Here is an 11,094-nt window from a genome sequence, read left to right on the forward strand (position 1 = left end):
TCCTTCTTTTCCTGGCCGCCTCGCCAAGCGAGCCAATTCTCAAACCTAAGCTGACACCCTTGCCCGAAACTAGAGCGTCAGAAACTCTCCTTCAGCCACTGCCCAACCCGGGCAATCCGGCTATTTCCGCCACCGAGCCCGGCCAGAAGCCCCCCCTGCCCGGCATGCGTTTCCATCTCGGCCACCTGCGGATAGATCATCAGACCAACCGCCGTGGAAAATGCAGGTCCCTTCGCCGCGGTCGGCAGACCGGAAACGCCCATGGGCCGTCCGATGCGCACGTTGCGGGCAAGAATGCGGCGCGCCGTTTCCGGCAGGCCCGTCAGCTGGCTGGCACCGCCGGTGAGGACGACGCGCTTGCCAACGATCGGGCTGAACCCGGATTTCTGGATCCGGTCGCGGATCAGTTCCAGCGTCTCTTCCAACCGGGCCCTGACGATGCGGGTCACGAGAGCGCGCGGCACCTGCGTCGGAAGATCCCGGTCATCCTCGCCGATCGGCGGCACGGAAATCAGGTCGCGCTCGTCGGCGGCGGTCGCAATGGCTGAGCCATGCACCACCTTCATGCGCTCGGCATCCTCGATGCGGGTCGACAGCCCACGTGCCAGATCGGTCGTCACGTGATGACCGCCAATGCCGATCGCATCGGTATGGACGAGCTTGCCTTCGGCAAAAACCGAGATCGTGGTCGTGCCGCCACCCATGTCGATTGCAGCACAGCCAAGCTCGACCTCATCATCGACGAGGGCTGCAAGCCCGCTGGCATAAGGCGTTGCCACCATGCCTTCGACGGAGAGATGCGCCCGGTTGACGCAAAGCTCGATGTTCTTCAGCGACGCGCGCTCGGCTGTGACCACATGCATGTCGACGCCCAACAGATCACCGTACATCGCAAGCGGATCACGAATGCCCCGTTCGCCATCAAGCGAAAAACCCGTCGGCAGCGAATGCAGCACGGCGCGGTCCTGGCGCAACGACTGGTGGCTTGCCGCCATCAGCACTTTGCGCAGATCGGACGCCACGACCTCCTGGCCGCCAAGATCGATGCTCGCCGTATAGACGTCGCTGGTGAGACGTCCGGCAGAGACGTTGACGATCAGGCTGTCGACGGTCAGACCGGCCATGCGTTCGGCTGCATCGACAGCCAGACGCACCACACTTTCGACGGCATCCAGATCGGCGATCACGCCGGACTTCACGCCGCGCGAACGCTGGTGCCCGATGCCGATGACTTCGACATTATGGGTGCGGTTTGGCAGGATCTGGCTTTCCTTGCGCGGCGTCAGCCGGCCGATCATGCAGACGATCTTGCTCGATCCGATATCCAGCACCGAAACGACATGCGCCCGCTTCGATGACAAAGGCTTCAGGCGCGGCAATCCGAAATGGGAAGAACCAAAGAGGCTCACGTCTGACCTCCCTGCTTCTTGAGGGCCTTTTCACGCGCCGCCAGGGCCTGCGCACGCCGCTCGGCCGCCCCTTCGGTGAGCCGGATCGTCGTGCGGTCGGGAAGGCGCAGATCGACGGACGCGATGTCGCGCTCCAGCACACCTTCCTTCGCTTCGTAAGCAGACAGTGTCTTCAGCGCCTGCTCAACATTGTCTTCCGGCAGGGAAACCACGACACCATTACCGAGATGCAGATCCCAACGGCGGCTTGCCACCCGCACATAGGCCTGCACCCGGCCTTCAATATCCGGCCATTTGGCCATTTCCTGCAAGAACTCCGCAGCAGCTTTCTCCGCGTCGCGACCGACAAACAGCGGCAGCGAGGCAAATTTGTTGTCGCGCAACGGCGCAATGACGCTGCCGTTCCGCTCGATCAGCGACAGTTCAGAACCGTGCTGCCAGATGGCGAATGCCTTGCGCTCCTGGAGCGTCACTTCGATCGTCTCGGGATAGATCTTGCGCACTTCGGCGCTCTCGACCCAGGGCAGTTCGATCAGCTTGCGGCGCGCAGCATCGACGTCGAGGGAGACCAGCGACGTCGTGCCATCCAGACCCAACAATTGCAGGATCTCGATTTCGGACGTCTGGGCATTACCCGAGACCTGAACCTTCTCGATGGCAAAACCAGCCGCCGAGGTCGTCGCCTGCGCCACCACCTGCGAATGACCGCCAAGTGACATGCCGTAAAGCCCGACGATACCAAACAGCGCAAAGACGGACGCCGTGCCCGTGTGGGCAGGCACATGGATGCGCCCCGTGGCAAGGCTCACGCAGAAACGGACGACACGCCGCATCGGCCGCGGCAGCACGACACGGTCTTCCGTCATCGCGGAGGACACGGCGCCCTGTCCGCGATGCGGACCGCCTCTTTTACCAATCAGCGAGAACACGAGGCATCCTCCACCATCCAGCGGACGAGTTCACCAAAGGAACGACCGGCATATGCGGCCATTTCAGGCACCAGGGAGGTCGGGGTCATGCCGGGCTGCGTGTTGATTTCCAGCCAGACAAGCTCGCCCTCGCCCGATGCGGTGTCATCGAAGCGGAAATCAGAGCGACTCACACCACGACACCCCATCGCCTGGTGCGCCTTAACCGCCAGTCTTTGAATCTTTTGGTAAATATTTGGTGAAATTTCTGCCGGGATGACATGCTTCGAGCCACCGGCCGCATACTTCGCATCGTAGTCGTAAAACGCGCCCGACAGCGGCACGATTTCGGTCACGCCGAGCGCCTCGCCATCCATCACGCCGCAGGTCAGTTCACGCCCGGCCACGTAACGCTCGACCATCACCCGGTCGCCATACCGCCAGTCCGACGACCCCAGCACCTGCGGCGGATGCGACTGCCCTTCGCGGACGATCACAACACCGAAGGAGGAACCTTCGCTCACCGGCTTCACAACATAAGGCGGGTCCATCGGATGGTGAGTACCGATCGCATGGCGATCCATCACCATACCGTCCGCAACCGGAATGCCGGCCGCGGCTGCAACCGACTTGGCACGCCCTTTATCCATGGCAAGCGCCGAGGCAAGAACGCCGGAATGCGTATAGGGAATCTGCAGATATTCGAGAATGCCCTGGATGGCGCCATCTTCACCGTACGGGCCATGCAGCGCATTAAAGGCCACATCCGGGCGCAGTTCCGCCAGAACGGCCGCAACGGTGCGTTCGACATCGATACGGGTGACACGAAATCCTTCGGCTTCAAGGGCATCGGCGCAGGCATTGCCTGAAGACAGGCTGACGGGGCGCTCGGACGAGATCCCACCCATCAAAACGGCCACATGCTTGCCACTCATCAAACGCTCCTTGAAAACCTGCGCGATACGGAACCGCGCTTGCGCGAAACTGATTCTTGCGCAGGTTCATTAGAAACCGAACATGGTTAATGAATCGTTTACTTTCGTTAACCAGGGGCACCAGAGATGGCGCAGGGGGAGGATGATGGCGGCATTGCCTCAACCGTCACGCAAAGACCCTGAATCGGATTCTGAGCAATAAAAAAGCCCGCCAAGTCCTTGAGACTGCGGGCTTATCCGGCATTCGGCGCAAAGCTCACTCGCCGGGGTGCAGGTTCGACTTGTGGCGCTGGTGCCGCTCATTCAGCAAGACGGCAATCCATCCCGCCCCCGCCAAAACGAAGGGAAGCAGATAGAGAAAAAAGAAGGCGGCAGAATTCATCCGATTAGCCCTCCGAGCGCTCGCCGTGCAGCCAAATGTAATATCAACGCACCGACAAGCCAAGCGGCGGTGGAGAGAATTGCCGCCAGCGACATCTGAAAAGCAGAATTGCCTGCAAAGGAACTCACGGGGGCAATGAAACCGGCCGCAACGCTCGCCGTCGAAAGACGATCAAGCGCATTGGCCAGCAGTTTCGTCCGCTCATTGTGGATCAAGGACATGGATCGTGATCCCAACAAGCCGACACTCCATCGCCTGCCCTTCCCGTTATTCCGTCGTTATCCCCTGGAACGGCCGCACCTCACGACCCGGCATGAAAATGCCAAGCCGCTTGATTTCCCATTCGAGCTTGATGCCGGAGGTTTCGAATACCCGCTGGCGAACGAGTTCGCCGAGATATTCAAGATCATAACCGGTGGCATGGCCGATATTGATCATGAAGTTGCAATGCAGCGACGACATCTGCGCGCCACCATTCATCAGGCCGCGGCAGCCTGCTTCATCGATCAGTTCCCAGGCGGAATGGCCGGGCGGGTTCTTGAAGGTGGAGCCGCCGGTCTTTTCCTTGACCGGCTGAACCGTCTCGCGGTGATGGCGCACGGCGTCCATCTCCGTACGGATCTTGGCGCGGTCGTCGGCATAACCTTCGAAGACCGCATGGGTAAAGATGAGCCCCGCAGGTGCCTGCGAATGGCGATAGCTGTAGCCCATCTGCTCATTGGTCAGCACATGCTTGTTCCCCTTGCGGTCAACCGCATGCACTTCCACGACGCGTGCCGAGGTCTCCCCACCATTGGCGCCGGCATTCATGCGCAAAGCACCGCCGATCGAGCCGGGAATGCCGTAATAGAAGGCGAAACCGCCGATGCCATTGTCCATGGCCATCGCGGCAATATACTTGTCCGGGCAGATTGCGCCGGCCAGGATGCGGTTTTCACCCGCCAGTTCCAGCTGGCCGAATCCCTTGGCGGACAGGCGCAAAACGACGCCCGGAATGCCGCCATCGCGCACCAGAAGGTTGGAGCCGACGCCAACGACGGTCAACGGCACTTCTTCCGGAAGAATTTTCAGGAAAGTCACCAGATCGTCGATATCGTGCGGCTGGAACATCAGTTCAGCAAGGCCACCGGCCTGGAACCAGGTGACTCGATCCATGGGGGCATCCGGCGTCAAGCGGCCCCGCAATTCGCTGACCTGCGGCCCAAGCGAGGCCAGCAGCTTTTCCCCATTCACCTGCTTCATGAATTCCGTCCCGATACGCTTTCCAAATCCTTGGGCAAAGACGCTGCCCATTGCGTGATATTGCCAGCACCTAGGAGAACCACGAAATCACCCGGCTTTGCAATGCCGGCGATGATGCCGGCGAGTTCCGCGGGCGTTTCCATGTAACGGGCATCCCGATGTCCGCCGGCCTTGATCCGTGACACCAGCACGTCCGACGTCACTCCCTCGATCGGCTCCTCGCCAGCAGCATAAACCGGCGCTAGAATAATGCTGTCGGCATCGTTGAAGCAGGTTACGAAATCCTCAAACAGGCTCGACAGGCGCGAATATCGGTGCGGCTGATGCACAGCGATCACGCGTCCCTGGCAGCTTTCGCGCGCGGCCTTCAACACCGCCCGGATTTCCACCGGATGATGGCCGTAGTCGTCGAACACCGATACGCCATTCCAGGTGCCCGTCAGCGTGAAACGACGTTTGACACCACCGAAAGAGGCAAGCCCCTTACGGATGCCGTCCTCCGAAATGCCGAGCCGGTTGGCGACCGCAATCGCCGCCGTCGCATTCGAGATGTTATGGCGGCCGGGCATCGGCAGGCTCAGGTCCTTAAAGGTGAAAATGCGGCCCGTGCGGCGGCGGCGGATTTCCACGTCGAAGATCGACCGCGTGCCTTCCATGCGCACATTCGAAAAACGCGCATCGGCCTGCGGGTTTTCGCCATAGGTGACGATCTTGCGGTCCTCGATCTTGCCGACCAGCGACTGGACCTCCGGATGGTCGATGCAGAGCACTCCAAAGCCATAGAAAGGCACGTTTTCGACGAACTGGCGGAAGGCTGCCCGCACCGCGTCGAAATTGCCGTAATGATCGAGATGTTCCGGATCGATATTGGTGACGACCGCGACATCGGCGGGCAGTTTCAGGAAGGTGCCGTCCGATTCGTCGGCCTCCACCACCATCCACTCGCCCTCGCCCATGCGCGCATTCGTGCCGTAGGCGTTGATGATGCCGCCATTGATCACGGTCGGATCGAGCCCGCCGGCTTCCAACAGTGTTGCGATCATCGAGGTGGTCGTCGTCTTGCCATGCGTGCCGCCGATGGCGATCGCATTGCGGAAACGCATCAGTTCGGCGAGCATTTCGGCGCGGCGCACGATCGGCAGCGATTTTTCGCGCGCCGCCATGAGTTCCGGATTGTTCTTCTTGATGGCGGTCGACACGACCACCACTTCGGCATCGCCAAGATTGTCCGCCTGATGGCCGACGAAGACCGGAATGCCCTTGTCGCGCAGGCGCTGCACATTGGCGCCGTCCGCCTGGTCCGATCCCTGCACCCGGTGGCCGAGATTGTGCAGCACTTCGGCAATGCCGCTCATGCCGATACCACCGATCCCGATGAAATGGACGAGGCCGATGGCCTTCGGCATTTTCATGGTGCAACTCCTTTATAGTCTGCAATCGTCTTGCCGCTTGCCATAGCCTCAACCAGGTTGCCGAGCAACTCGGTCGCATCGGTTCGCGCACGTCCCCGCGCAGACTTCGCCATGTCCTGCAGCCGCGACGGTTCATTCAGAAGCGAGGTCAGATCTTCGGCCAGGCTTACAGGCGTGATGGTCGGCTGGCGCCGCATCAGCGCCGCACCGGCGGACACGAGAACCTGTGCATTATGGCCCTGATCGTCATCCAGAGCATGCGGCAGCGGAACGAGGAGCGACGGACGGCCGATCACCGCAAGTTCCAGAACGGTCGATGCACCGGAGCGGGACACAACAAGGTGCGCATCAGCCATGCGCGCCGGAAGGTCGGAAAAGAACGGCGCGACATCCGCGCGGATGCCCAACCGGGCATAATCCGCCTTCAACGACTGCTCGTCCTCGGGCCGCGCCTGTTGCGTCAGGACCAACCTTTGGCGCAGGCCTTCATCCAGCAACGCAAGCGCCTGCGGCACCATCTCGGAAAAGAAGCGGGCGCCCTGGCTGCCGCCGAACACGACAAGGCGCAGTTCACCGGTGGCATCTGCGGCCGGATAAGGCGTCTCCGCAGCAACAAGCACAGCCGGACGCACCGGATTGCCGGTCTCGACGATCTTTGCGGCGAAAGGGCCCGCGACCGGCAGAAAACCGCCGGCAATTGCCTGGACGCGAGAGGCGAGCGCCTTGTTGGCGCGCCCCATCACCGCATTCTGCTCATGGATCACGCTCGGAATGCCGAGGCCGGTAGCCGCCAGCAGTGGCGGCACGGTCGGATACCCACCGAAACCGACGACCGCCTGCGGCTTCAGCCGGCTCATCAGCCGCCGCGCGCTGCGAAGCCCCGTCCAGAGCGTCCAGAGCGCGCGTGCCACCGCCACCGGATTTTTCGATCCGAAGGTGGCGGACGGCACCACATGGATTTCCTCGGCCGGAAAGTGCCCGGCAAACCGTTCGGCGCGTTTGTCGGTCACGAGATGCACGGTAAAACCGCGCTTCGTCAGTTCGTGCCCCAGCGCTTCCGCCGGAAAAAGATGGCCGCCGGTCCCGCCGGCGGCAAGCATGATCAGGCCCTTGTTCATGATGTGACCTATTCTGCGGGAATACCATGGGCGATGCGGAAGAGGCTGCGCTCCTGCGCACGCTTTTCCGGACGGTGACGCGTCAACGCCAGGATGAAGCCCGCCGTGATGCAGATGGCGATCATCGAGGAGCCGCCATAGGAGATCAGCGGCAGCGTCATGCCCTTGGCGGGCATCAGTTCCAGGTTCACGCCCACATTGATCATCGACTGGATGCCGATCTGCAGAACGAGACCGGCGACCGCAAAGCGGTTGAAGTCGTTGCGCTCACGATAGGCGAGGCTGAGGCCACGGATGACGATGAAGGCGAAGATCGCCACCAGCACCATGCAGAAAACGATGCCGAACTCTTCGGCCGCCACGGAGAAAATGAAGTCGGTATGGCTATCCGGCAGGATGCGCTTGACGATCCCTTCGCCTGGGCCCTGGCCGAACCAGTCGCCACGGATGATCGCCTCGCGCGCCGTATCGACCTGGAACGTGTCACCCTCACCGGTCATGAAGCGGTCGATGCGGCCCGCCACGTGCGGAAAGACATAATAGGCCGACACGAGCCCGCCGACGCCAAGGCTGCCGAGCAGGATGATCCACAGCCAGGGCATGCCGGCCATGAAGAACATCGCGCCCCAGACCGCACTCGTCAGGATCGTCTGACCAAGGTCCGGCTGGGCGACGAGAAGCGCACCGACAATGCCGAACAGGATGATGGCAAAGAGATTGCCCGGGATTTCCGGCTGGCGGGCATGCTCGGCAAACAGCCAGGCGCAGACCACGACGAAGGCCGGTTTCATGAATTCCGACGGCTGCAGGCCAAAGCTGCCGATATTGAACCAGCGGCGCGATCCCTTGATCTCGACACCGAAGAACAGCGCCAGCACCATCATCAGGATCGAGGCAACCAGGATGATGACGGCGGCCCGACGGACCTGCCGGGGGCTGAGGAAAGACAGCCCGATCATCACCGCAATCGACGGCAGGAGGAACATCGCGTGTTTTTCGACGAAATAGAAACTCGGCAGGCCAATACGTTCCGCAACCGGCGGAGATGCCGCAAACGACAGCATGAAACCGAGGCCCATCAGCAGGATGAAGGTCGCAAGGAAAAAGCGATCGATCGTCCAGAACCAGTCTGCAAGCGCTCCACGATCCGCACGGCTTACCATGTTCATTTCCCCTTTTCCGGCTCGACGAGCATGGTCACGCCCTCGAGTTCTGCAACGAGCGAGACGAAGGCATCGCCCCTGACCTCGAAGTTCCTGAACTGGTCGAAGCTGGCACAGGCCGGCGACAACATGACAACCCCAGCCTCGCCTGCCGCACGCGCATCGGCAGCCGCATGGGCGACGGCCCTGTCCAGCGTGCCGGAAATCTCGTAAGGTACGGCCTCGCCAAGCGTCGCGGCAAATTCCGGCGCCGCTTCTCCGATCAGATAGGCTTTCCTAATACGCGGGAAGAGTGGCGCGAGGCTTGTGATGCCGCCAGCCTTCGGCAGGCCGCCGGCAATCCAGAAGATCTGTTCGTAGCTGGAGAGCGCAGGCGCCGCCGCATCCGCATTGGTCGCCTTGGAATCGTTGATGAAGGCGACAGCGCCGATGCGCCCGACCGGCTGCATGCGGTGTTTCAGGCCGGGGAAACTCGCGAGCCCCTTGCGGATCTCGTCTTCCGACACGCCGACCGACAGGCAGGCTGCAATGGCCGCCGCCGCGTTCTGCGCGTTGTGGCTGCCCTTCAGCGTGTCGACGCCGGACAGATCGGCGACCTGACGTGCCGCGCCGGTCTCGGCCAACACGATGCCGGTCCCCTCGGCATAAAACCCGTCGGCCAGCACGTTGCGCCGCGAAATCCGCTTCACCGCGACACCGGCACGCTCGATTCGGTCGGCAATCAGCGTCGAATGGGTTTCGTCCACGCCAATGATCGCCACCTGGCTTCCGGCGACCAGACGTTCCTTGACGTCGGCGTAATGCTGCATGGTGCCGTGCCGGTCGAGATGATCCGGCGTCAGGTTGAGCAGGATGCCAGCCGTCGGATTGATCGTCGGAGCGAGGTCGATCTGGTAGGAAGAGCACTCGATGACGTAAAAGCGGCCCGGCTTCGGCGGCTCCAGCGTCAACACGGCGGTGCCGATATTGCCGCCGAGCTGTGTGTCGCGACCGCTGGAGCGCAGGATATGCGCAATCAGCGCCGTCGTGGTGGATTTGCCATTGGTGCCGGTGATCGCGATGAACGGGCAATCGGGGGCATGGGCACGACGCTCACGCACGAAAAGCTCGACATCGCCGATGATCTCGACGCCGCTCGCGCGAGCAAGATCCACCGTCCAGTGCGGTTTGGGATGCGTGAGCGGCACGCCCGGCGACAGAACGAAAGCGGCCTGGGCCGGCCAATCTATGCCGTGCAGGTCGGCCGTGACGATACCGGCCGCCGCAGCCTTCGCCACGCTGTCCGGGTTGTCGTCCCAGGCGATGACCTCGGCACCACCGGCCACCAGCGCGCTTGCGGTCGCAAGGCCGGAGCCCCCGAGACCGAACAGTGCCACCTTCTTTCCCGCAAACGTCGAAACCGGGATCATGGTCTCACCGAAGTTTCAGGGTCGACAAGCCGAGCATGGCAAGGCCAACGGCAATGATCCAGAAACGGATGACCACCTGGCTTTCCGTCCAGCCGAGCTTTTCGAAATGGTGATGGATCGGCGCCATCAGGAAAACGCGCCGGCCGGTCATCTTGAAGAAACCAACCTGGATGATCACCGAAAGCGTTTCCATGACGAAGAGACCGCCGATGATCGCCATGACGATCTCGTGTTTGGTGGCAACGGCAACCGAACCGATCAGTCCACCGAGCGCCAGAGAACCGGTATCGCCCATGAAGATCGCCGCCGGCGGCGCGTTGAACCAGAGAAAGCCGAGGCCCGCCCCTATGACCGCACCGAGAATGACGGCGAGTTCCCCCGTTCCGGGCACGAAATTGATCTGCAGGTAACCGGCAAACACCGCGTTACCGGCAAGATAGGCAATCACGCCAAAGGATGCGGCAGCAATCATCACCGGCACGATGGCAAGCCCGTCGAGACCGTCGGTCAGATTGACCGCATTGCCGGCCGCCACGATGACGAAACCGCCGAACAGGATGAAGAAAATGCCGAGATTGAGCAGCAGGTCCTTGAAGAACGGGAAGGCAACCGAGGTGCCGAGCGTCGAACCGACCGGGCTATTGGCAATCGACACCCGCATCATGAAATAGACTGCGATGCCGGCAATGACGAATTCGATCGCCAGGCGCGCCTTGCCGGAAAAACCCTTTTCCGTCTGCTTCGTCACCTTGAGATAGTCGTCATAAAAGCCGATCGCGCCGAACCCGAGCGTCACGAGCAGGGTCGCCACGACGTAGACGTTGGACAGGTCCGCCCAGAGCAGCGATCCGCCGACAATGCCGGTGAGGATCATCAGGCCGCCCATGGTGGGCGTGCCGGCCTTCTTGAAATGGGTCTGCGGCCCGTCTGCACGAATCGGCTGGCCCTTGCCCTGGCGAATGCGCAGCGAGGCAATCATGCGCGGCCCGAACAGGAAAACGATCAGCGCAGACGTAAAGAGGGCAGCCCCCGTCCGAAAGGTGATGTAGCGAAACAGGTTGAAAATCTGAAAGCTATTTGCCAGCTCGACAAGCCAGATCAGCATGATTGGTCTTT

General features: G+C 61.7%; 11 protein-coding genes. All 11 read right to left on the reverse strand.

The window, feature by feature from the left end; translation table 11 throughout:
• Window positions 1-77: 77 nt before the first annotated feature.
• Window positions 78-1,409: a cell division protein FtsA gene (gene ftsA / locus OU993_RS27785; protein WP_268162368.1), complete on the reverse strand. Its 1,332-nt coding sequence runs from the start codon at window positions 1,407-1,409 to the stop codon at window positions 78-80.
• Window positions 1,406-2,338, reverse strand: a complete 933-nt coding sequence (locus OU993_RS27790) for a cell division protein FtsQ/DivIB (protein ID WP_442793051.1) — start codon at window positions 2,336-2,338, stop codon at window positions 1,406-1,408. Before OU993_RS27790 ends, ftsA begins: the two co-directional genes overlap by 4 nt.
• Window positions 2,326-3,252: a D-alanine--D-alanine ligase gene (locus OU993_RS27795; RefSeq protein ID WP_268162370.1), complete on the reverse strand. Its 927-nt coding sequence runs from the start codon at window positions 3,250-3,252 to the stop codon at window positions 2,326-2,328. The genes OU993_RS27790 and OU993_RS27795 overlap by 13 nt, the downstream gene beginning before the upstream one ends.
• A gap of 256 nt (window positions 3,253-3,508) precedes the next feature.
• Window positions 3,509-3,634, reverse strand: coding sequence for a hypothetical protein (locus OU993_RS27800; protein ID WP_268162372.1), 126 nt, complete (start codon window positions 3,632-3,634; stop codon window positions 3,509-3,511).
• Window positions 3,631-3,855 carry a hypothetical protein gene (locus OU993_RS27805; protein ID WP_268162374.1) on the reverse strand — a complete coding sequence of 75 codons (225 nt, stop codon included), beginning with the start codon at window positions 3,853-3,855 and terminating at the stop codon, window positions 3,631-3,633. The genes OU993_RS27800 and OU993_RS27805 overlap by 4 nt, the downstream gene beginning before the upstream one ends.
• Window positions 3,856-3,901: 46 nt before the next feature.
• Window positions 3,902-4,876, reverse strand: a complete 975-nt coding sequence (murB, locus tag OU993_RS27810; protein WP_268162376.1) for a UDP-N-acetylmuramate dehydrogenase — start codon at window positions 4,874-4,876, stop codon at window positions 3,902-3,904.
• Window positions 4,873-6,288, reverse strand: a complete 1,416-nt coding sequence (murC, locus tag OU993_RS27815) for a UDP-N-acetylmuramate--L-alanine ligase (RefSeq protein WP_268162378.1) — start codon at window positions 6,286-6,288, stop codon at window positions 4,873-4,875. Before murC ends, murB begins: the two co-directional genes overlap by 4 nt.
• A complete protein-coding gene (gene murG, locus OU993_RS27820) occupies window positions 6,285-7,406 on the reverse strand; it encodes an undecaprenyldiphospho-muramoylpentapeptide beta-N-acetylglucosaminyltransferase (protein ID WP_268162380.1) in 1,122 nt (373 codons plus the stop codon). The genes murC and murG overlap by 4 nt, the downstream gene beginning before the upstream one ends.
• A gap of 8 nt (window positions 7,407-7,414) precedes the next feature.
• Entirely contained in the window at window positions 7,415-8,569 is a 1,155-nt protein-coding gene (gene ftsW, locus OU993_RS27825; protein ID WP_268162382.1) for a putative lipid II flippase FtsW, read from the reverse strand.
• Between the two features lie 2 nt (window positions 8,570-8,571).
• Window positions 8,572-9,978 carry a UDP-N-acetylmuramoyl-L-alanine--D-glutamate ligase gene (gene murD / locus OU993_RS27830; protein ID WP_268162383.1) on the reverse strand — a complete coding sequence of 469 codons (1,407 nt, stop codon included), beginning with the start codon at window positions 9,976-9,978 and terminating at the stop codon, window positions 8,572-8,574.
• A gap of 4 nt (window positions 9,979-9,982) precedes the next feature.
• On the reverse strand, window positions 9,983-11,083 hold the full coding sequence (mraY, locus tag OU993_RS27835; protein WP_268162384.1) for a phospho-N-acetylmuramoyl-pentapeptide-transferase: 1,101 nt from the start codon (window positions 11,081-11,083) through the stop codon (window positions 9,983-9,985).
• Window positions 11,084-11,094: the final 11 nt, after the last annotated feature.

The sequence above is a fragment of the Rhizobium sp. SL86 genome, assembly GCF_026672545.1.
In the GTDB taxonomy this organism is placed as follows: domain Bacteria; phylum Pseudomonadota; class Alphaproteobacteria; order Rhizobiales; family Rhizobiaceae; genus Neorhizobium.

Excerpts from the sequence above, each read along its gene's own strand:
- OU993_RS27795 (WP_268162370.1), bottom strand. The coding sequence starts at position 3,252 with ATGAGTGGCAAGCATGTGGCCGTTTTGATGGGTGGGATCTCGTCCGAG.
- OU993_RS27800 (WP_268162372.1), bottom strand. The coding sequence starts at position 3,634 with ATGAATTCTGCCGCCTTCTTTTTTCTCTATCTGCTTCCCTTCGTTTTG.
- OU993_RS27805 (WP_268162374.1), bottom strand. The coding sequence starts at position 3,855 with ATGTCCTTGATCCACAATGAGCGGACGAAACTGCTGGCCAATGCGCTT.
- murB (WP_268162376.1), bottom strand. The coding sequence starts at position 4,876 with ATGAAGCAGGTGAATGGGGAAAAGCTGCTGGCCTCGCTTGGGCCGCAG.
- murC (WP_268162378.1), bottom strand. The coding sequence starts at position 6,288 with ATGAAAATGCCGAAGGCCATCGGCCTCGTCCATTTCATCGGGATCGGT.
- murG (WP_268162380.1), bottom strand. The coding sequence starts at position 7,406 with ATGAACAAGGGCCTGATCATGCTTGCCGCCGGCGGGACCGGCGGCCAT.
- ftsW (WP_268162382.1), bottom strand. The coding sequence starts at position 8,569 with ATGGTAAGCCGTGCGGATCGTGGAGCGCTTGCAGACTGGTTCTGGACG.
- murD (WP_268162383.1), bottom strand. The coding sequence starts at position 9,978 with ATGATCCCGGTTTCGACGTTTGCGGGAAAGAAGGTGGCACTGTTCGGT.
- mraY (WP_268162384.1), bottom strand. The coding sequence starts at position 11,083 with ATGCTGATCTGGCTTGTCGAGCTGGCAAATAGCTTTCAGATTTTCAAC.